23 protein-coding genes and 1 tRNA gene are annotated in these 20,350 nt (G+C 63.3%); 12 read left to right on the top strand and 12 right to left on the bottom strand.

Features of this window, described 5'->3' with window-relative positions; all coding sequences use genetic code 11:
- Positions 1–159 precede the first annotated feature (159 nt).
- Positions 160–236: transfer RNA gene (locus tag RPG13_RS16800), tRNA-Pro, on the top strand.
- 131 nt (positions 237–367) lie between these two features.
- On the opposite strand, the gene RPG13_RS16795 is transcribed toward RPG13_RS16800, so the two are convergent.
- The gene (locus RPG13_RS16795; protein ID WP_127206505.1) at positions 368–1,195 is read right to left on the bottom strand and encodes an alpha/beta fold hydrolase; all 828 of its coding nucleotides are present in this window, start codon (positions 1,193–1,195) and stop codon (positions 368–370) included.
- A 128-nt stretch (positions 1,196–1,323) separates the two neighbouring features.
- Here RPG13_RS16795 and RPG13_RS16790 point away from each other — a divergent pair, with 128 nt between their 5' ends.
- Positions 1,324–2,325 carry a GlxA family transcriptional regulator gene (locus tag RPG13_RS16790; RefSeq protein WP_292216649.1) on the top strand — a complete coding sequence of 334 codons (1,002 nt, stop codon included), beginning with the start codon at positions 1,324–1,326 and terminating at the stop codon, positions 2,323–2,325.
- 51 nt (positions 2,326–2,376) lie between these two features.
- Positions 2,377–2,505 carry a hypothetical protein gene (locus tag RPG13_RS16785; protein ID WP_280953346.1) on the top strand — a complete coding sequence of 43 codons (129 nt, stop codon included), beginning with the start codon at positions 2,377–2,379 and terminating at the stop codon, positions 2,503–2,505.
- Positions 2,506–2,772: 267 nt separating this feature from the next.
- Here the strand turns inward: RPG13_RS16785 and RPG13_RS16780 are convergent, their stop codons facing one another.
- From RPG13_RS16780 to RPG13_RS16760, 5 genes are all read right to left on the bottom strand, one after another.
- Positions 2,773–3,156: a type II toxin-antitoxin system VapC family toxin gene (locus RPG13_RS16780; RefSeq protein WP_337125522.1), complete on the bottom strand. Its 384-nt coding sequence runs from the start codon at positions 3,154–3,156 to the stop codon at positions 2,773–2,775.
- Positions 3,153–3,410: a type II toxin-antitoxin system Phd/YefM family antitoxin gene (locus tag RPG13_RS16775; RefSeq protein ID WP_095483249.1), complete on the bottom strand. Its 258-nt coding sequence runs from the start codon at positions 3,408–3,410 to the stop codon at positions 3,153–3,155. Before RPG13_RS16775 ends, RPG13_RS16780 begins: the two co-directional genes overlap by 4 nt.
- Before the next feature lie 241 nt (positions 3,411–3,651).
- On the bottom strand, positions 3,652–4,356 hold the full coding sequence (gene hdaA / locus RPG13_RS16770) for a DnaA regulatory inactivator HdaA (protein ID WP_292505181.1): 705 nt from the start codon (positions 4,354–4,356) through the stop codon (positions 3,652–3,654).
- A gap of 5 nt (positions 4,357–4,361) precedes the next feature.
- A complete protein-coding gene (locus RPG13_RS16765) occupies positions 4,362–5,561 on the bottom strand; it encodes an AI-2E family transporter (protein WP_095483246.1) in 1,200 nt (399 codons plus the stop codon).
- Entirely contained in the window at positions 5,533–6,090 is a 558-nt protein-coding gene (locus RPG13_RS16760) for a CDP-alcohol phosphatidyltransferase family protein (protein WP_127295487.1), read from the bottom strand. Before RPG13_RS16760 ends, RPG13_RS16765 begins: the two co-directional genes overlap by 29 nt.
- A gap of 622 nt (positions 6,091–6,712) precedes the next feature.
- On the opposite strand from RPG13_RS16760, the gene purM reads away from it, so the two are divergent.
- The 5 genes from purM (at position 6,713) to RPG13_RS16735 (ending at position 9,706) form a co-directional block, all read left to right on the top strand.
- Positions 6,713–7,777 carry a phosphoribosylformylglycinamidine cyclo-ligase gene (gene purM, locus RPG13_RS16755; RefSeq protein ID WP_127206491.1) on the top strand — a complete coding sequence of 355 codons (1,065 nt, stop codon included), beginning with the start codon at positions 6,713–6,715 and terminating at the stop codon, positions 7,775–7,777.
- Positions 7,774–8,484: a phosphoribosylglycinamide formyltransferase gene (gene purN, locus RPG13_RS16750; RefSeq protein WP_337125520.1), complete on the top strand. Its 711-nt coding sequence runs from the start codon at positions 7,774–7,776 to the stop codon at positions 8,482–8,484. Before purM ends, purN begins: the two co-directional genes overlap by 4 nt.
- A 58-nt stretch (positions 8,485–8,542) precedes the next feature.
- Positions 8,543–8,833 carry a type II toxin-antitoxin system ParD family antitoxin gene (locus tag RPG13_RS16745; RefSeq protein ID WP_095483242.1) on the top strand — a complete coding sequence of 97 codons (291 nt, stop codon included), beginning with the start codon at positions 8,543–8,545 and terminating at the stop codon, positions 8,831–8,833.
- A complete protein-coding gene (locus RPG13_RS16740) occupies positions 8,826–9,119 on the top strand; it encodes a type II toxin-antitoxin system RelE/ParE family toxin (RefSeq protein WP_127206489.1) in 294 nt (97 codons plus the stop codon). The genes RPG13_RS16745 and RPG13_RS16740 overlap by 8 nt, the downstream gene beginning before the upstream one ends.
- 71 nt (positions 9,120–9,190) lie before the next feature.
- Positions 9,191–9,706, top strand: coding sequence for a SixA phosphatase family protein (locus tag RPG13_RS16735; protein ID WP_126107539.1), 516 nt, complete (start codon positions 9,191–9,193; stop codon positions 9,704–9,706).
- Positions 9,707–9,892: 186 nt separating this feature from the next.
- On the opposite strand, the gene RPG13_RS16730 is transcribed toward RPG13_RS16735, so the two are convergent.
- The 5 genes from RPG13_RS16730 to RPG13_RS16710 form a co-directional block, all read right to left on the bottom strand.
- Positions 9,893–10,165: a DUF680 domain-containing protein gene (locus tag RPG13_RS16730; RefSeq protein ID WP_095483239.1), complete on the bottom strand. Its 273-nt coding sequence runs from the start codon at positions 10,163–10,165 to the stop codon at positions 9,893–9,895.
- Positions 10,166–10,535: 370 nt separating this feature from the next.
- Positions 10,536–11,234, bottom strand: a complete 699-nt coding sequence (locus RPG13_RS16725; RefSeq protein WP_127295481.1) for a DUF2270 domain-containing protein — start codon at positions 11,232–11,234, stop codon at positions 10,536–10,538.
- A 57-nt stretch (positions 11,235–11,291) separates the two neighbouring features.
- Positions 11,292–13,400, bottom strand: a complete 2,109-nt coding sequence (locus RPG13_RS16720; protein ID WP_337125519.1) for a molybdopterin-containing oxidoreductase family protein — start codon at positions 13,398–13,400, stop codon at positions 11,292–11,294.
- A gap of 48 nt (positions 13,401–13,448) precedes the next feature.
- Positions 13,449–15,326, bottom strand: coding sequence for an ABC-F family ATP-binding cassette domain-containing protein (locus RPG13_RS16715; protein WP_337125518.1), 1,878 nt, complete (start codon positions 15,324–15,326; stop codon positions 13,449–13,451).
- 360 nt (positions 15,327–15,686) lie between these two features.
- Positions 15,687–15,875: a hypothetical protein gene (locus RPG13_RS16710; protein WP_337125517.1), complete on the bottom strand. Its 189-nt coding sequence runs from the start codon at positions 15,873–15,875 to the stop codon at positions 15,687–15,689.
- Positions 15,876–16,006: 131 nt separating this feature from the next.
- Between RPG13_RS16710 and RPG13_RS16705 the strand changes: the two genes are divergently transcribed.
- The 3 genes from RPG13_RS16705 to RPG13_RS16695 all read left to right on the top strand — a co-directional run bounded on the left by RPG13_RS16705 (position 16,007) and on the right by RPG13_RS16695 (position 18,811).
- Positions 16,007–16,177 carry a hypothetical protein gene (locus RPG13_RS16705; RefSeq protein ID WP_337125516.1) on the top strand — a complete coding sequence of 57 codons (171 nt, stop codon included), beginning with the start codon at positions 16,007–16,009 and terminating at the stop codon, positions 16,175–16,177.
- Positions 16,178–16,271: 94 nt separating this feature from the next.
- Positions 16,272–18,353, top strand: coding sequence for an ATP-dependent helicase (locus RPG13_RS16700; protein ID WP_337125515.1), 2,082 nt, complete (start codon positions 16,272–16,274; stop codon positions 18,351–18,353).
- Positions 18,354–18,508: 155 nt separating this feature from the next.
- Entirely contained in the window at positions 18,509–18,811 is a 303-nt protein-coding gene (locus tag RPG13_RS16695) for a DUF982 domain-containing protein (RefSeq protein ID WP_337125514.1), read from the top strand.
- Between the two features lie 101 nt (positions 18,812–18,912).
- Here the strand turns inward: RPG13_RS16695 and RPG13_RS16690 are convergent, their stop codons facing one another.
- A complete protein-coding gene (locus RPG13_RS16690) occupies positions 18,913–19,425 on the bottom strand; it encodes a DinB family protein (protein WP_337125513.1) in 513 nt (170 codons plus the stop codon).
- Positions 19,426–19,590: 165 nt separating this feature from the next.
- Here RPG13_RS16690 and RPG13_RS16685 point away from each other — a divergent pair, with 165 nt between their 5' ends.
- A complete protein-coding gene (locus RPG13_RS16685; RefSeq protein WP_337125512.1) occupies positions 19,591–20,283 on the top strand; it encodes a glutathione S-transferase family protein in 693 nt (230 codons plus the stop codon).
- Positions 20,284–20,350: the final 67 nt, after the last annotated feature.

The raw sequence follows: 20,350 nt of genomic DNA, 5'->3' as shown, positions 1-20,350 counted from the left end.
GGAGCCTGGGTCCTGAGGCAGCGCTGCTGTAAAACCGTTGCGCGCGACTTGGCTGGCTGCAATTCCGGCCCCGCTCGCCGCACGGGTCTGCCGTTTGTTCCGTTTTCGTCTTTTAGGGGTTGCGCAGCCAAGCCCGGAACCCTATAGCCCGCAAGGACTCGGAGTGTAGCGCAGCCTGGTAGCGCATCTGGTTTGGGACCAGAGGGTCGGGAGTTCGAATCTCTCCACTCCGACCATTCATTCAGAGCAAATCATCGGCCATGCTGCCGGCGCACCTGCGCCGGGCAGCATCTGCGACTGGCGAAGCACGGAAGCGAGCGACGGGCAGCCCGGGTTTTCGAGCGTGCCCGCCCTGAGCTCCGAAGCGTCAGCCCTGGATGAACGCCAGGAGATCCGGATTGATGATCTCCGGGTGGGTGGTGCACATTCCGTGCGGCAGGCCCTTGTAGACCTTGAGCGTGCCGTGCTTCACCAGCTTGGCTGCAAGCAGAGCGGAGTCGGCAATCGGCACGATCTGGTCGTCATCGCCGTGCATGATCAGGACAGGCACGTCGATCTTCCTAAGGTCCTCGGTGAAGTCGGTTTCGGAAAAAGCCTCGATACAGTCGTAATGGGCCTTGGCTCCGCCCATCATGCCCTGGCGCCACCAATTGTCGACAGCCCCTTGCGAGACCTTGGCGCCCTCGCGATTAAAGCCGTAGAACGGGCCGGCCGGCACGTCCCTGTAGAACTGGGCGCGGTTGGCCACGAGCGCGGCACGGAAGCCGTCGAATACCTCGATCGGCAGGCCGCCGGGGTTATTGTCGGTCTTGACCATGATCGGCGGCACCGCGCCGATCAGCACCGCCTTGGCGACGCGTCCTTCGCCACCGTAGCGGGCAACGTAACGCGCCACCTCGCCGCCGCCGGTCGAGTGACCGATATGGACGGCGTTCTTGAGATCAAGATGGGCAACCAGGGCCGCGACATCGGCGGCATAGGTGTCCATCTCGTTGCCGGTCGCCGTCTGTGTCGAGCGGCCATGTCCGCGCCGGTCATGCGCGATCACGCGATAGCCCTTGTCGAGGAAGAACAGCATCTGGTTGTCCCAGTCATCGGCGCTGAGCGGCCAGCCGTGATGGAACACGATTGGTTGGCCTGTGCCCCAATCCTTGTAGAAAATCTCGGTGCCGTCCTTGGTGGTGAATGTGCTCATCGTCGTACTCCTTGATGTGGTTGGCCGAATTGGTTGGGCGAAGGTCCGTTCCTCCTGTGGACAAGCTACTGCAATGGGGTCATGGTGAGAATTGGCAAAACAGACATTGGACATGGCAAAACTGACAGATGGTTGCGGCGCGTGATCCGGTCGAAATCGGCCTCGTTGTGTATCCCGGCGTTCAGGAAGCGGCTGTTCTTGGCCTGACCGATCTCTTCCAGCTGGCCAACCGGCTGGCCGCCGAACGGTCGCCGGACGCGCAGAGGCTTCGTGTCAGCCATTGGCTGTGGCAGGAGGCGAGCCAAACGGTCATCCGCACCTTCGACAGCGAGCCCGGCCCCGGCAATGGACCTGCCATGGTCATCTTGCCTCCGACCCTAGGCGATCCGATTCCTCGCGGGGCGGCCGCGCCCTACGCCGACTGGCTCAGGGCCCGCCATGCGGCAGGCGCGACGCTCGGCTCGGTCTGCGCCGGCGCCTTCGTGCTTGCCGAGGCCGGCCTGCTGTCTGGCCGTGCTGCGACCACGCATTGGGCCTATCGCGACGCGCTGGCGATGCGCTTTCCCGACATCGCACTGGATGCCGACAAGCTGGTCATCGATGATGGCGACATCATCACCGCCGGCGGCTACATGGCTTGGACCGATCTCGGCCTAAAACTCGTCGACCGGGTGCTCGGGCCGACCGTCATGATGGACACTGCCCGTTTCATGCTGGTGGATCCGCCGGGACGAGAGCAGCGCTTCTACAGCCCCTTTGCTCCCAGGCTGAACCATGGCGACGAGGCCATCCTCAAAGTGCAGCACTGGCTCCAGGCGAGAGGCGCGCGCGATGTGACGCTTGCCACTATGGCGGAGCATGCGGCCTTGGAGGAGCGGACTTTTTTGCGGCGCTTTCGCAACGCCACCGGCCTCAAGCCGACCGAGTATTGCCAGCACCTGCGCGTCGGCAAGGCGCGTGAGATGCTGGAAGCGACGACCCGATCAATCGACCAGATCGCCTGGGATGTCGGCTATGACGATCCCGGCTCCTTCCGCAAAGTGTTCGCCAGGATAACCGGCCTGGTGCCGGGCGATTACCGCAGGCGTTTTGGCGTGGAACGAGCGGCGCTTGTGGCCGGCGAGCGCTGAGCGGTGGCCCAGCCGTGCTTGCCCCGCGTCGACTGCCGCTGGAGGATGCGTGTGTTTGATGAGGTCTATGATGCCACGACCAACCGCACGATGATGCAGAGGAAGCCCAAGCCGCTGTGGCTGTTGCGGTGGCCGCGCCAGGCGATCGGGCTGAAGCGGAAGTGCGAGGTGAGCCAATGACTGACCGATCAATCACGAGTTGCGACGAATGCGGCAGCATATATTTCGTCGAAAGCAGTGCAATGGCCAGCCTTTGTGCTGAATGCGCGTTTCATCTCTATGGATACCCCGCCTGCGAACATCAGTTCAAAAACAGCCGATGCACAGCCTGCGGGTGGGACGGCTCTCGGTCAAAATATATCGCCGGCGTTATTTCAAGGGAAAGCTCATAGGTGGGAGCGTCGACCCTGTCGCCTTGTCGCGGCATGTGACGCAGACAACCCATGCTTAGAGAGCGCTTTCGATATCGGTCCTCGAAAAATCGTCGCCGATATAAAGCAGGCGGCAGGCATGTTCCTTCGCCACCTCATAGGCGAAGCAGTCACCGAAATTGAGCGCGGCCGGGTGAACGCCCTTACCCCACTTTGCGTAGGCTTCGGCGATGCGACGCGCAGAGGCCGGCGTTACTGCCGCAATTTCGAAACCAAGCCCGTCGATCAGGCCGGACAGCTCTTCGCCGACATTGTGCCGCGCCGCGACGATCAGCGCTTCGGCCACGGTGCCGGCGGAAATCAGAATGTCGTCTTCAGCCTCGAGCGCCGCGATGCAGACATCAGCCTCCGGCTCGTCAAGAACGATCGCCATCAGCGCCGAGGTATCGACCACGATCATTCAGGCAGGCCATCATCACCGTAGAGGAAATCCTGGCTTCGCGCGGCGGATGGCCCGGCCTTCGCCCTCGCGGCGCCGGATGCGCGCATCGCCTCCAGCAGTGCCCGACGGCTTTTCCTGTCCGGCACTGCCTTGACGGGAACCAGGCGCACGGCCGCATGACCGTGACGGGTCAGAATGATTTCGTCGCCTGCCTCGGCACGACGCACCAATTCGGTCAGCTGTCCCTTGGCGTCTGTAACGGATACCTGCATCGCCACTCCTCTATGGGCCATCCTCTGGTCCATATTTGCAGTGAAAATAGACCATTCAACGGTCCATTACAACGGCCAAAGGCAAGCTCGCCGGGAGGAGAACCCCAACCGCCCCGTCTCCCGGCGAGCCTACAACCTGATTTGATACGCAATCAGGACCGGGGTTAGCCGGCAAGGCTGACGTTGCAAGACAGATGCCAATACTGGTTTCCCGAAATGGGACACCGGCTAGCCTGTCGTATCAGATCTCGAACTCGCCCTGCCCCTCATCCATGGCGCTGACGGTTTCGGCGGCGAGCGCCCTCGTGATCGGCGTCTTGCGCTCCAGTGCCGTGCGATCGAGCCGCTCCACCACCCGCATCGCGGTGCCCAGCGAGCGTTCGATGCGGCGCACCAGATATTGCACGACATGTGGCTCGACCTCGACCTGGCGGTCGGCGAACAGTTTGGTGATGACGCCGGCCAGCAAGAGATCGTCGGGCTCGTGGATCTCGACCGTCGCCGCCGCTTTCAGCCGCGAAGCGAGGTCCGGAAGCCTAACGCCCCAGGCGGACGGAAAGCGCCGCGCGGTCAAAAGCAAGGTCGAGCCGGCCCCGCGCACCGCATTGATCAGATGGAACAGCCCCTCTTCATCGACCGCGCCGGCATCGACGTCGTCGATCAGGGCAGGCCGCGCGCCGAGGCTCGCCATGCAGTCGCCGACGCGCCTGACATCGACTGTCACGGCCCCGGCGCGGGCGCGCCAGATCGAGGCCAGATGGGTTTTTCCAGAGCCCGCCGGACCGGCGAGCACGACCACCGGCGACGGCCAGTCCGGCCAGCGATCGACCAGCGCCACCGCCTGGCTGTTGGTGCCGGAGACGACGAGCTCGTCGCGCGAGTAGCCGGTGCCGTGGCCGAGATCGAGCGGCAACTGGCGCGGCGGGTCGATCTTGTTGTCCGGCATCTGGCTCAACTGCGCGGCCCACCGCTCCCGCGGCGACGCGCCGGCAGCGGCGGGACAGGTTCGGTGCTGTGGCCCTTGTAGAGCGGCGATTCCAGATAACGGGCGATGGCAAAACGCACCAGCACGGCAACGGCGGCCGAGGCCGGCACGGCGATCAGCAGGCCGACGAAGCCGAACAGCGCGCCGAAGGCAAACAGCGAAAACATCAGCCACACCGGATGCAGGCCGACGCTTTTTCCCACCAGCCTCGGCTGCAGGATGTTGCCCTCGATGAACTGGCCGACGAAGAACACGCCGGCCACCGCCGCGATCATGGTCCAGTCCGGCCAGAACTGAACGAAGGCAACGCCGACGGCCAGGACCAGCCCGGTCAGCGAGCCGACATAGGGAATGAAGGAGATCAGCCCGGCGAACAGGCCGATCAGGATGCCGAAATTCAGGCCGGTCAACGTCAGGCCGGTGGCGTACATGGCGCCCAGCACCAGGCACAGCGTGCCCTGGCCGCGCACAAAACCGGCGGTGGCAGTGTTGATGTCGTTGGCGATGGCCCTGACGGTCTTGACATAGTCGCGCGGCACCCAGCTGTCGACGATCGCCACCATGCGGTCCCAGTCGAGCAGCATGTAGAAGGCAACGACTGGTGTCACCACGAACAGGCTGACCACCGACACTAGCGCCACGCCGGAACTCCAGATCGATGTGAACACCGTGGTCAGGAGGCCGAAGCCGGAGGTCAGCAGCGAATTCAAGCCTTCGCGCAGGCCATTGGCGTCGACGCCGAATTTCTCTTCCAGCCATCTCGGATCGAAGCTGGTGATCAGGGTCTGCAGCCGGGTCAGGTATTCCGGCAGCTTGCTGGCGAAATCAGCCATCTGCGAGGCCAGCACCGGAACGAGGATGACGAAGGCCAGCACCAGAACGACGATGAAGGCGAACAGGATGACAACCGTCGCCATCAGCCGCGACAGGCCGAGCCGCTGCAGCCGGTCGGCGACCGGGTCGAGGAAGTAGGCGAGGACCATGCCGGCGACGAACGGCAAAAGGATGCCGCTGAAGACATAGAGGAAGACCGCGAGGATGATGGCGCTGATTAGCCAGAAGCGGATTTGGCGGCGAAACACGCCAGACGCGGCGGCATCGGCGGCCGCAGCCTCGGCTGCCGCGTCGATGTCCTGGTCAGGTGTCCGGTGTGGAGCCTTCGCCATAGCCGCTCATATGCCTCAGCCAAGCCACGAGATAGGCCGCGGCCGAAGCCACGGTCAAGACCCCGGACAGCAATATGAGCACCGGCCTGAGCGGGTCGAGATCGAGGGCGAGGGCCAGTTCGCCCAGCACCACCGCCGCCAGCACGATCTGGATGGCGGTGTTGGCCTTGGACACGAACAGCGGCTTCATCTCGACCGGGTGGGCCATGACGGTGGACAAAAGCACGGCGCAGACGATCAGCGCATCGCGCGACACCATGGTGACGACCAGCCACAGCGGCAACTCACCGATGAAGCCCAGCACCACGAACACCGAGACCAGCAGCAATTTGTCGGCCATCGGATCGAGATAGGCGCCAAGCCGCGAAAACTGGTTGAAATGGCGGGCGATGAAGCCGTCGACACCGTCGGAAATGCCGGCGATGAGGAAGCCGGCAAAAGCCCAGTCCCAGTGCGCCTGCAGCATGGCCAGCACCACGCCCGGCACCAGCACGAAACGCATGATCGTGATCATGTTGGGGATGGTCAAACGCATGTCCCGTCGTTTCTGTTTTAATGATACATGATGGAGATAGGACGCTACGGCAAGTGGCGACGCTCTCTCCTCGCTCACCTGCTCCACCCCAGACCGAAAAAACGAACCTAGCGAATGACGATGGCACAGAGATTTACAATCGCCCTGCGTGTCACACTTTGCTATTTGGCCGGAGTAACAGAAAGCCTCCTAGCTTTCGCATCTTTTACAACTCCACACCGCGACGCGTCGATGCATGACCTTTTGATCAGTTTCGTTCTTGCCTTGGTGGTCGGCCTTCTGGCGTCTTGGCCTCTCTGGCTGGTGGCTGCCGCCATGGTGTTCGTTTTCGGGCGCTCAGTCGCTGTAAACCCGGGTGTCTGGACTGTGGTGGCAAGTTTGATCGCCGCCGGTTTCTCCTACGGGGCCCTCCCGAGCGACGAGGTCAGGTCCTTAGCGACCGTCGGCGCCCTCGCCGCTGCGCTGGCGGGCATTTCTTTCTACTGCTGGAGCGTAGGGAGCCCGGTTCGGCCGATCTCCAATTGAACATCGCCATCGCTCGCTTGCCTTGCGAGGCAAAAGCGTTCATGCGAAGAGCCCTCAAGCAAGTGGAAACAGAGATGAGCAGGCGCCAGAAATGAGCAAGCGCAAGAACGGGCTCACTTATGCCGAGGCGGGTGTCGACATCGATGCCGGCAATCTCATGGTCGAGAAGATCAAGCCGCTGGTGCGCGCGACGCGCCGGCCGGGCGCCGATGGCGAGATCGGCGGCTTCGGCGGCCTGTTCGACCTCAAGGCCGCCGGCTTCACGGACCCGGTGCTGGTCGCCGCCAATGACGGCGTCGGCACCAAGCTGAAGATCGCCATCGATGCGGGCAAGCACGACACGATCGGCATCGATCTCGTCGCCATGTGCGTCAACGACATCGTCGTGCAAGGCGCCGAGCCATTGTTCTTCCTCGACTATTTCGCCACCGGCAAGCTCGACCCCGACCAGGGTGCTTCGATTGTCGGCGGCATCGCCGAGGGCTGCCGACAGGCCGGATGCGCGCTGATTGGCGGCGAGACGGCGGAAATGCCCGGCATGTATCACGGCAAGGACTACGACCTTGCCGGCTTTGCTGTGGGCGCGGCCGAACGTGGCCAGCTACTGCCGACAGACGACATCGTCGAGGGCGACGTGCTGTTGGGACTGGCCTCGTCGGGCCTGCATTCGAACGGCTTTTCGCTGGTCCGCCGCATCGTCGCGACAAGCGGCCTTGCGTGGTCCGGTCCGGCGCCCTTCAATGATGAAGCCACGCTGGCCGAGGCGCTGCTCGAGCCGACACGCATCTACGTCAAGTCGATCCTCAAGGCGATCCGCGGCACGCATGGCATCAAGGCGCTGGCCCACATCACCGGCGGCGGCTTTCCTGAAAACATCCCGCGCGTCCTGCCGAAGGATTTTTCGGCCGAGCTCGACCTCGACGCCATCGAGGTGCCACCGGTATTCTCATGGCTGGCGAAAACCGGTGGCGTGGCGCCCGAAGAGATGATGCGCACCTTCAACTGCGGCGTCGGCATGATCCTCGCCGTCGCCTCAGGCCAGGCCGCACAGGTCGCTGCCGTGCTGCAGGAGGCCGGCGAGACTGTGGCGCCGATCGGCCGCATCGTGCCGCGCCGCAACGCCGGCGTCATCTATCGGGGCTCGATCGGCCTATGAGCACGCGCAAACGCACCGTGGTGCTGATTTCGGGACGCGGCTCCAACATGACGGCGCTGATCGCCGCGGCCAGCAACCCGGACTATCCGGCCGAGATCGTCGGCGTCATTTCCGACCGGGCCAATGCCGCCGGTCTAGGCATCCCCGCGGCGCGCGGCATCCCTACCAAGGTGATTTCGCGGGCCGACCATACCAGCAAGGAAGCGCATGACGGAGCGATCGACGCGGCACTTGTCTCGTTCGGCGCCGAGATCGTGACGCTGGCCGGTTACATGCGCATCCTCGGCGCGCGCTTCGTCGAGAAGTGGCTGGGACGGATGATCAACATCCACCCTGCCCTGTTGCCTGCTTTCAAGGGGCTGGATACGCATGCGCGAGCTATCCGCGCGGGCATTCGCATCCATGGTTGCACGGTGCATTTCGTCACGCTCGATATGGATGACGGCCCGATCATCGCCCAGGCTGCCGTGCCGGTGATGGTCGGCGACAATGAGGATACGCTTGCCGCCCGCGTGCTGAAGGCCGAGCACCGGCTTTATCCGCTGGCGCTCGGGCTGGTCGCCGAAGGCAAGGCGCGGATGGAAGGCGGCCGTACCGTGCTTGCCCATTTCGCCGACGATGCCGACAACAGCACCTCGGTGGTGATGGCGCCCGATCCGCTGCGCGAGGAGACCGATCTCGAGCATCTGGCGCGCATCACGCCATGAGAGCCATCCTTGAAGATGGTGGCAAATATTGCTACCATCTTCACAAGGAGACAGTTTGATGGCGACAGTCGAAAAAGTCAGCGTGGCGCTTTCCCCCGAACTGCTGGACATGGTCAAGGGCGCAGTGGCCAGCGGGCAATACGGTTCGGCAAGCGAAGTAATCCGCGAAGCGCTCCGCGAATGGCGCCTTCGCCAGCCCTTGCGCGAGGCGGAAGCGGAGCGGCTGCGGAAAGCCTGGACGGAAGGGCTGGAGAGCGGCCCGTTCGCGCCTTTCGACATCGAGGACATCAAGCTGAAGGCGCACAGCCGGTTCAGCGACGCTGCCAAAAAAACACAGCGGAATGGCTGACATCCTCATTGTCCGCAGCCCGGCCGCCGAAAACGATCTGATCGAAATCTGGTTTGGCATTGCGACGGACATCCCGCTTGCCGCGGATCGCTTTCTGGACGCCATAGCGGCGCGCATCTTGCAATTGGCCAGCTTCCCTGAGTCCGGCCCCAAGAGACCGGACATCGGCGCCGAGGTGAGAGCGCTGACGATCGGCAATTATCTCGTGCTTTATCGCTTGGCAGAACAACGCGTCGAGGTCGTTCGCGTCGTGCATGGCGCGCGCGACGTCTCGGCGCTATTTTGAAAGATCATGGCAACTGCAATTGGCAGCAGCTGGCGGACATCACGCCCTGAGCAGAGGCTGGCATGGCGACAATGAAACAACTCCTTCTTCTGCGTCATGCCAAGTCGAGTTGGGACGATCCTGACCTCATCGACTTCGACCGGCCGCTTTCCGGGCGCGGGCTGAAGGCGGCCCCGCTGATCGGGCGCGAACTGGCCAGGCAGGGCTGGCTGCCCGATGTGGCGCTGGTATCTCCAGCGCTGCGCAGCCGCGACACATGGCGGCTGGTCTCGGCGGAATTGCCGGCGAAAACGCCGGCCAAATTTGTTCAGGCGCTCTACGAGGCCAGTGCGGCAGACGTTCTCGCCAAGGTACGGCAGGCAAATGCTGTAACAAGCACCCTTCTGGTGATTGGCCACAATCCCGGTCTGGAGGAATTCGCGCGCCGGCTTGCCGGCGCCGGATCGGATGCCGCGGCACTCAAAAGGCTTGAAGAAAAATTTCCGACGGCGGCGCTTGCCCGCTTCGTTTTTGACGGCGACTGGGCACGGCTGGCCCTCGACGAGGCGCGGCTGACACACTGCGTTTGGCCGAAGGATCTGCGCTAGCGCATGGCCCGAAAATCGGAATCGATTTTTGCTGCGCTGACTTTCAGTTCGGAAAGGATCATGCGCAAAAATCAAAGCGTCATTTGTGCGTCCCAAAAAGGGCGGCGCTGCTGACGGTGACTCGATATGCAAAAGCAAGAGCGGCGGGCCAAACCCGCCGCTCTTTGAGTTCCGGAGCTTGAGGACTTAGCGGCGTCCCCAGTTGCCCCGGCCAGATTGAGGCGCGACGGACTGATCCGAGCCGGACTGGCGCGTCGCATCGGTGTTGACGGCATTATGCTCGGTCGGGAGCAGCTTGCGGATCGAACCCGTGAGCGTGTTGTCGACATTTCCAACAGGCGCATTGCCAACCGGCGCAGCCGGCTGGTTGACGCCGTCCGAACCATAGTGGTCGCTGCCGGCAAAGGCGCTGCCTGTAGCAATGAGGACGGCAGCGGCGGTAAGAGCAATCTTGGTCATTTTTTCAGGTACTCCAGTATTTCCATGTTTTCAGTGTTGTTGTCCGTCTAGTGGCGTGCCTTGGGAGGATCTCGCGTCGTTCGGACTAGCGTGAGGTGGGTTGGCAGTGCCGCGATTTCCAATCACGAAGATGTTCCGGCTAAGCCCGGAATCGGGTGCTTGAAATCCGCCAAAAGGCTTCCTTCGCCACAATCTTTTGCATTCTTTTCAATTTGTTATGCGAATTTGTCCGCCGCGAGGTGCAGGCATTCGCCGAGCCGGCGTTCACCCGGTCCTGCACGATGCGTCAACAGAAACGAACCGATCGGTTCGATCCCTCCACTGATGCGCAAATGAAATTTCGCAGAGCTACCGGCTTTGCGTTGCCGCCTTAGACGTGCACGTCACCAAAGGAGAGTTCGCCATCGTCGCCAGCAGCCAGGAAGGCAGTGACCAGCAGGCCGGCATAGAGGGCGGCGACCAGCACGACGATGACCACGCCGGGAATGGGCCCCAGGGCAGCGCCGGTGACGGCCTCGCGCACCGAACCGACGAAGCCGATGCGGACACCCTCGGTTAGAAGACTGGGTGTCGACAGTTTGAGGATCCAGGCCATCAGCAGGATCAGCAGCATGTGGATGTAGTTTCGACGCAGACGGCGCGCCAACGCCGCTCGTTGCGAAATGAGGAATTTTGGAGCGCGCAGGCTTTCGCCGACGATCAATAGCCAATCGGACGCAAAATCCGGCTGCGGCGAGAATATCTGCGCGAAATAGTGCCGTTCGAACTGGCGCACGCGGGCCCGGTAAACGTCGAAGAAGCGATATCGCCGCGCTTCTATCCACAGCAGCAACAGGACAAGCAGCATGGCAAAAAGCAGCACGCCGTGGTGCGCGCTAGCCGTCGAAAGCGAGACGGACAGCATCGCCGCGACGACCGTTATCGCCCAATTGCTCGTCCGGTCCAGGCGGTCGCGCCACCCCGTCATGCGTAGAATCTCGGCGCGATGAAAGTGTGACATCGTGGTTACGAGTTCGCCGGGCGAAAGCGTTCTTCCAATGGGGTCCGGCGCTGCCGACACATCTGCCATCACCATGCCTCCACCCGCCACGCAAAAACGGCTGGAGGGATATATCGTTCCGACGCTTCAATTGGCCGAGCGCAGCCAGACCTTGTTGTCGTGAAAAGCCGCACCGCCATAAGGCGCTGGCGCGTCGGCGCCGGTTAGCACATTGATGCCCTCGCCCCGCTCATGGGCGCTGTTCGGCCATATGCCCTCGGCCACTACGACGCCGCGCTTGAGGCCATCGAACAATCTTGCGTGCAGCACGACTTCGCCGCGCGCATTGCCGATCTCGACGCGGTCGCCGTTGGCCAGCCCATAAGCTGCCGCATCGTCCGGATGCAAAAGCAGTTCCGGCCGGCCCTCCTTGGCCTTCGACACCGGCGTCTCCGAAAAAGTCGAGTTGAGGAAATTGCGCGCCGGCGAGGTGGTCAGCCGGAACGGATGCGCCGCGTCCGCCACCTCGATAAGGTCGATGTGGTCGGGAAATTCCGGCAGGCTTGCCACCGGCCCGAACAGGCCCATGCTTTTCGGCGGCCGGTTGGGCGCCGCCTGCCCGGTCCAGTCGGCGCGGAAGCGAAATTTTCCGTCAGCGTGGCCGAAGCCGTTGATAAAATGCGCCGCCTCGAAATCCGGCTGCAAATCGACCCACTTTTCTTCCTTGAGGCTCGAAAAACTGCCCAGGCCGCGCTTGCCCAAGATGATGTCGATATGCTGCTGCTCGGTCATGCCGAAGCCAGGCTTGTCGCCAACGCCCAGCCTTTTGCCGAGTTCCTCGATGACGAAATGGTTGGTGCGCGGCCCTTCCGGGGGGTCGATCAGCTTCGGACCGAGCGTGATGTGCTGGTTGCCGCCGCCCTTGTAGACGTCGTCATGCTCGAGGAACATCGTCGCCGGCAGCACGACATCGGCGAGTTTTGCGGTGTCGGTCATGAACTGCTCATGCACGCAGGAAAACAGGTCGTCGCGTAAAAAACCCTGCTTCACCAGTCGCTGCTCCGGCGCGACATTGACCGGATTGGTGTTCTGGATCAGCAGCGCCGTCACCGGCGGGCCGCCATAGAGCGCATCCTCAGCGCAGGTCAGCACCGGGCCGATGCGCGAATGGTCGAGATGGCGGATCGCGGGATCGCGCATCCGCGTGCCTTCCAGCAGTTCCTGGTTCAGCTTGAAGATGCCCGAATTGGAATGGAACGCGCCGCCGCCCTCATACTGCCAGCAGCCGGTGACCGCGGCGATCGAGGCTGCGGCGTGCATGTTGACCGAGCCGTTGCGCTGGCGCGAGAAGCCGTAGCCGAGGCGGAAGTAGGTTTTCTTCGTCGTGCCGACGAGGCGGGCGAAGGCCTCGATCTCGTCGACCGAAAGACCGGTGATATCAGTCGCCCATTGCGGCGTCCTCGACTGAAGATGCGCTTCCAGGCCGTGCGGGTCGTCGGTGTATTTTTCCAGATAGGCGCGGTCGGCCATGCCGTCACGGAACAGCACATGCATCACCGCGCAGGCCAGCGCGCCATCGGTGCCGGGCCTCAGCACCAGGCCGAGATCGGCCTGCTTCATCGTCGCGTTCTCATAGACGTCGATGACGACGATCTTGGCGCCGCGTTCCTTGCGCGCCTTGATCGCGTGGGTCATGACGTTGACCTGAGTGACCACCGCATTGGTGCCCCAGATCACGACGCAGTCGGACTTGGCCATCTCGCGCGGGTCGGGACCGCGCAACGCGCCGGCACCCATCATCCAGCCGGTCCAGGCCAGATTGGTGCAGATCGAACCGAAGAAGCCTGAATACTTTTTCGCGTGGCGCAGCCGCTCGATGCCGTCGCGCTGCACCAGCCCCATCGTGCCGGCATAGTAATAGGGCCAGACCGTCTCCGAGCCGTATTTTGCCTCGGCCGCGATGAATTTTTCGGCGACGAGGTCGAGTGCCGCCTCCCAGCTCGCTTCCTTCCAAAGGCCCTCGCCCTTGGCGCCGGCACGGATCAGCGGCTTCAGCAAGCGGTCGGGATGATGGACGCGGTCGGCATAGCGGGCGACCTTGGCGCAGATGACGCCGGATGTGTAGCTGTTGGCCTTGGCGCCATGGACGCGGCCGATGCGCTTGCTGTCGAGCAGCTCGACCTCGAGCGCGCAGGTCGACGGGCAATCATGCGGACAGGCCGAATGGCCGATCCTGAGCTTGGCGTGCTGATTCATAGGGTGAGATTAGCGGGTTCGGTGCGTGGCGTGTAGGGCCAGATGGCGCTACTCCGCCGTGCCTTCCTCATACTCCGCCGACATCGACAGCCATTTTTCCTCGTGGGCGGCCAGCGTCTGGGCAAGCTGCGAGCGCTCCTTGGCCAGTTGTGTCGCCGTCGACGGGTCTTTTTCATAGACCGCCGGATTGGCGAGCTCGTCCTCGATCAAGTCGATGCGCTTGCGGATGCGGTCCATCAGCGCTTCGGTGGCGCGGATCTCCTTGGCCAGCGGCTCGAAGGCGGCGCGGCGCGCTGCCGCGTCGCGGCGGCGGTCGGCCTTCGAGGCTTTTTCGGCCTCGCGCTTGCCGCGGCGGTCGCCGGACACACCGGTGACCAGCGTCTTGTAGTCCTCGAGGTCGCCGTCAAAGGGGTTGACCGCACCGTCCTTGACCAGCCACAGCCGGTCGGCCGTCGCCTCCAGCAGATGGCGGTCGTGCGAAATCAGGATGACGGCGCCGGGAAATTCGTTCAGCGCATGGATCAGCGATTCACGGCTGTCGATATCAAGATGGTTGGTCGGTTCGTCGAGGATGAACAGGTTTGGCCCCTCGAAAGCCGACAGACCCATCAGCAGACGCGCCTTCTCGCCACCGGACAGGTCCTTGGCGGCGGTGTTCATCTTCTCGGTGGTCAGGCCGAACTGGGCGACGCGGCCGCGCACCTTCGATTCCGGTGCTTCCGGCATCAGCCGGCGGACATGCTCGTAGGCGTTTTCGTTCGGTCGGAGATCGTCGAGCTGATGCTGGGCGAAGATCGCCACTTTCAGGCCGGGTGCGACCGTCATCGTGCCGGTCTCCTGCTTCAGGCGGCCCGACAGCAATTTGGCAAAGGTCGACTTGCCGTTGCCGTTGGCGCCGAGCAGCGCGATGCGATCGTCGGCATCGATGCGCAGCGTCATCTTCTTCAGGATCGGCTCACCCTCGACATAGCCGACATTCACATTGTTCAGCGCAATGATCGGCGAGGCCACTGTCTTCACCGGCTCGGGGAAGGAGAACGGCCGCACGTTGTCGTTCACAATCGCGGCGATCGGCTTCATCTTCTCCAGCGCCTTGATACGCGACTGCGCTTGTCTCGCCTTAGAGGCCTTGGCCCGGAAGCGCTCGACGAAGGACTCCATGTGCTTGCGCGCGGCTTCCTGCTTGACCCTGCCCTTCTCCTGCAATTCGCGCTGCTCGGTGTACTGGCGCTCGAACTGGTCGTAGCCGCCGCGCCAGAAGGTCAGCTTCTTCTGGTCGAGATGGACGATCGAGTTGACGGCGCGGTTGAGCAGGTCGCGATCATGCGAGATCAGAAGCACGGTGTGCGGGTATTTCGACACGTAGTTTTCCAGCCACAGCGTGCCTTCGAGGTCGAGATAGTTGGTCGGCTCGTCGAGCAGCAGCAGATCGGGCTCGGCAAACAGCACTGCCGCCAGCGCCACGCGCATGCGCCAGCCGCCGGAGAAGGACGAGGCCGGCCGCCGCTGGGCGGCATCGTCGAAGCCGAGGCCGGCGAGGATGGTGGCGGCGCGCGACTCGGCCGAATGCGCGTCGATGTCGGCCAGCCGCATATGGATGTCGGCGATGCGGTGCGGATCGGTCGCGGTCTTTTCCTCTTCGAGCAGCGCGGAGCGTTCAAGGTCGGCCTTGAGCACGATCTCGATCAGCGGCTCCTCGGTGCCGGGCGCTTCCTGCGCCACTTGGCCGATGCGCGTGTTCTTCGGCAGGCTGATCGAGCCGGTCTCGGAGGCGGGGTCGCCGGTGATCGCCTTGAACAAGGTGGTCTTGCCGGTGCCGTTACGGCCGACAAGCCCTGCCTTGCTGCCGGCCGGCAAGGTCAGCGAGGCATGGTCGAGAAGCAGGCGTCCGGCCATGCGGAGCGAAAGGTCGTTAATGATCAGCATGGCCGCGCTTTTGCACGGGACGTCGGCGCTTCGCAAGGCCTTGAGCGCCGGTTGGCCGCATAAGGGCGTGAAAATGGCCGGCGCGGCAGGTTGCTTGATGCCGCGGCCGGCTCGCCGGGCAAGAGGTCACCCGCATTGGGGCGGGAACCTGTTGCGACGACCAAATGATGGCGCCTGGCGACTTCTCGCATCCGAAATTGCGTATTTGTCAGTTAATTGCTGGGGCAAGGCGGTCGTGTTCCGCGATCGCACCATGACGCAAGGGCAAGACTCAGCTATGTCTAGGTGTGCGGCGGACCTGATACCCGCCTGGCCGGCGCCATCTCCTCCCAAGCGGCGCCGGCCATTTTTCCCCAGCGTTCACTGTGCCGGCGGCGTGCCGGGTTGATCACCGCCTGACGTCGATTTGGGTGCAGGGTCGACCTGCGGGTTTTGATCGACGGCGCCAGGGGCCTTCGTCGGCGGGATGTTGTTGTCGCAAGCCGCCACAGCCAAGGCCGCGGCCAAAGCCAGCAGGGTCGGGGCCAGCAAGATCGAGAACTTCTTCATCGCAACCTCCTGTCACCGGGCAAACGAGACGGTGTCGATTTGGTTGCACGCTCAGGCTGAGCTCAGGGCTTTGGAAAGCGGGGGGAACAAAACGCAGCCTCTTCGGTTGGTCCACACCAATGGAGAAAATCATGATCCGTCTGCTCATAGCCGGAGCCGCCGTCTACGTGGCCTACCGCATAGCCAGGGAAATCATTGACGAGGTGCCCGACGACTTCGATCCGCTGTTGCTGCCGCCTCCCGATGACGACAAGTCGCTGCCGCGGCAGTCGGCGGCGATGGGCGTAGAGCCAGAGCGCTAGATCGAGTTCATCGGCTGGTGCGTCTCGGACGCGTCGATCGCAGCTCTCGCGTCGAAACCGTTGCGAACAAAGCAGAAACGATGCTTGATGGGCAATGAACCTCGCTGCCCGTGATTCGACCTTCCGGCCTGCCTATCTCGCGAAGCTGAATGCCGAGCAGTGCCTTGCCGTCGAGCATGGCGATGGCAAGGTCGCCGGGCCGCTGCTGGTGATCGCCGGCGCTGGCTCCGGCAAGACCAGCACGCTGGCGCATCGCGTCGCGCATCTGATCGTCAGGGGTGCTGACCCCAGGCGCATCCTGCTGATGACGTTTTCGCGGCGTGCCGCATCGGAAATGGCCAAGCGGGTCGAGCGCATCGCCGGCGAGGTGCTCGGCCGGGACGCTTCCATCATCACAGATGCGCTAAGCTGGGCCGGCACGTTCCACGGCATCGGCGCCAGGCTGCTGCGCGACTACGCGCTGGAGATCGGCCTCGATCCGGCCTTCACCATCCATGACCGCGAGGATTCGGCCGACCTGATGAATCTTGCCCGGCACGAACTCGGCTTCTCGAAGACGGAAGGCCGTTTTCCGACCAAGGGCACGTGCCTGGCCATCTATTCGCGTTCCGTCAACGCGCAGGCGCCGCTCGGCGAGGTTCTGGGTTCGGTGTTTCCCTGGTGCGCGGGGTGGGCAGAACAGCTTAAGGCGCTGTTCGCCCGATATGTCGAGGCCAAGCAGGCGCAGAACGTGCTCGATTACGACGACCTGCTACTCTACTGGGCGCAGATGGCTGGCGAGCCGGAGATTTCAGCGCATCTGGGTGGACGCTTCGACCATGTGCTGGTCGACGAATACCAGGACACCAACCGGCTGCAGGCCTCGATCCTCACGGCACTTAAGCCGGACGGATCCGGGCTGACGGTGGTCGGCGACGATGCGCAGTCGATCTACTCGTTTCGCGCGGCGGAAGTGCGCAACATCCTCGACTTCCCAAAACAATTCGCGCGGCCGGCCGAGATCGTGATGCTTGAGCGCAACTACCGCTCGACCGAGACCGTCCTGGCCGCAGCCAATGCGGTGATCGGCGAGGCCTCAGAGCGCTTTACCAAGAACCTATGGACGGAGCGCAAATCGGCCGAAAAACCGAAGCTGGTCAACGTTCGCGACGAGGCCGAGCAGGCAAGTTACGTCTGCCAGGCGATCCTGGCCGAGCGCGAGGCCGGCACGGCGCTGAAGGCGCAGGCCGTGCTGTTTCGCGCCTCGCACCACAGCGGGCCGCTGGAGATCGAGCTGACGCGCCGCAACATCCCGTTCGTCAAGTTCGGCGGGCTGAAATTCCTCGACGCCGCCCATGTCAAGGACGTGCTGGCGGTGCTGCGCTTCGCCGAAAACCCGCGCGACCGCGTCGCCGGTTTTCGCGTGCTGCAGCTCCTGCCCGGCATCGGCCCTTCGGCGGCTTCGCAGATCGTCGACACCATGGCGACGTCGCTCGACGAAGCGATGGGGCTGGCGCGCTACCGGCCGCCGCAACGAGCCGCCGACGACTGGCAAGATTTCGTGGCGCTGTTCTCGCAGCTTCGCACGGGATCGGGAAAATGGCCGGCCGATCTCGAACAGGTCAGGCTCTGGTACGAGCCGCATCTCGACCGCATCCACGAGGACGCAACCACGCGCCGAGCCGATATTCTGCAGCTCGAGCAGATCGCCTCGGGCTATGCCTCGCGCGAACGTTTCCTCACCGAGCTGACGCTCGATCCGCCGGACGCTACCAGCGACGAGGCCGGGCCACCGCATCGCGACGAGGACTATTTGATCCTGTCGACCATCCATTCGGCCAAGGGCCAGGAATGGAAGAACGTTTTCGTGCTCAACACCGTCGACGGCTGCATCCCGATCGACCTCGCCGTCGGCTCGAAGGAGGATATCGACGAGGAGCGCCGCCTGCTCTACGTGGCGATGACGCGGGCCAAGGACGGCCTGCACCTGGTCATGCCGCAGCGCTTCTTCGTCCACGGCCAGGCGGCGCGTGGCGATCGCCACGTTTACGCCTCGCGCACCCGCTTCATCCCGGCCTCGATCCTCGGCGCCTTCGAACAGACATCATGGGCGAGCGTCCAGGCCAAGGACGATCCGCGCCGCCAGCCGCAAGTGCGCGTCGACCTTGGCGCCCGCATGCGTGACATGTGGAAATAGGCCGCCTCTTCGGCACGGCACTCATGCCACTCAGCTTGGTGGCGAAAAAGTAAATCCGGCAACATGGAACCTGATGCCGCAATCCGCGTTTCTGGGCGTCCGACTTATCGGAGAGCGGCGTCCGCCGTCACCTCCACCCAATTCGAGAGGCCAGAATGCACGACAGGATGCCCTTCACCCCGGTCGCCGTATCCGTCGGCGCCGGCCATAAGCGCATGATCGCTTCACTCTTCGATATGCATGAGTTCCTGACCGAGTTCCCGCCATCGCGGCGACGCCTTAGCTATGGCGCGGCCGTGAAGGCCTGCGAAGCGGCACGCGCCGGCGATATCTCGCCCGAAGCAGCGCGCGATGCCTTGATCACCTTCGCGGTGACGGCAGGCATTCTCTGGCCATCGACCCAGCCGGTGGTCTCGGTCAAGCCGGTCGCCCGGGGCCAGGGCGGATACGCAGCCTGACGCCTGGCTAGGCCTCTTTGCGACGATGACCCGTCGAGATGCTGTTCATCTTCGACGGGTTTACTTTCAATTCGATCATGATCGATCCGGATCATCCCAAATCAGGCGTAGGCGCGCCCCTCGTCGCTACGCTGGAACAGCGTCAGGTCGAGTGACACCGAAGGCCGGCCCAGAACGGTCAGGATCGTGTGCGCCTGGCCGCGGTGATGGGTCTGGTGGTTGAAGAAATGATCGAGCGCCGGCGCTAGTCTCTGCGATACGGTGCGCATATCGGAGACGGTCATGTAGGAGAAGCGGCCGGACAAAGCCTTGTCGCTCAACGCCCCGACCCAGTCGATGATCCTTTTGTCTTCGGCCTCGCGCGCCAGCCGCAAGCCCGGCAACGCGCGGTGCAGGATCGTGTCGAGCCTGGCTGGCGCGTCGCCCTCGCCGGTAAACCGCCTCATCCAGATGCGGTCGGCGGTCAGAATATGGTTGAGCGTGCCCATCATCGAGCCGAAGAAAGCACCGACATTGCGGTGGAATTCTTCCTCGTCGAGATCGGCCGCGGCATCGTAGATGCGGCTATTGGCCCATTGATTGTAGGCCGCAAACATCATGAAGTGCTGTCTCATCTTTTTCTCCCGACCCGCAAGACCCCGTTCCGGGTGCCTACCGCATCGGCCCAAAAATCGGTACCGTTTTTCGGAAAAAACACGATGCGTAGATTCAAAAGCGCTAGAGCGTACTTTCCAAGTGGACGCACCTCGTTCTAGTAGACCGCAAGGAAGCCGCCGCCAATGACCATTCTGCTCTATGACCTCGTAGGACGCGATGCTGCCCGTCCGTTCAGCCCGCATTGCTGGAAGACGGCGATGGCGCTCGCCCACAAAGGGCTCGACGTCTCAACCGTACCGACACGTTTTCTCGAAGTACCCGCTGTCGAAGGCGGCGTTTCAAAGCTCGTTCCGGTGATCCGCGACGGCCAGAAGGTGGTCGCCGATTCCTTCGCCATCGCGCTCTATCTCGACGAGGCCTATCCTGAGCGGCCGACATTGTTTTCCGGCGACGGCGGCAAGGCGATGGCGCGCTTCATCGAACGCTGGTCGCAACTGACCATCCACCCCTATGTCACCACCGCGGCGATCATGGACCTCCACGCCATGCAGGATGAGGCGAACGCCGCCTATTTCCGCCAGAACCGCGAACAGCGCTTCGGCAAGAGGCTGGAAGAGGTGATGGCCGCCCGCGACGCCGGGCTCGACGCCTTCCGCGCCTCGCTGGAGCCGTTGCGCTCGACGCTCAGCTATCAGCCGTTCATCGGCGGCCAATCACCGCTGTTTGCCGACTACATCGTCTTCGGCGCACTGCAATGGGCACGCATCGCCTCGCCCTATCGGTTGCTCGACGACAGCGATGCGGTGGCGCAGTGGTTCGAGCGCTGCCTCGACCTGTATGATGGCCTCGGCCGCAAGGTGGCGGCGGCTGTATAGGGCAGTAAGGCAGTAGGTATGCGCGTCGCCGTGACTTCCCTACTACCTTACTACCTTACTACCTTAC

It is taken from the genome of Mesorhizobium sp. ISC15, from assembly GCF_037162615.1.
Taxonomy (GTDB): Bacteria; Pseudomonadota; Alphaproteobacteria; order Rhizobiales; family Rhizobiaceae; genus Mesorhizobium; species Mesorhizobium mediterraneum.
The sequence above is the reverse complement of the archived record's forward strand: the minus strand, read 5'-3'. Positions and strand labels throughout refer to the sequence as shown.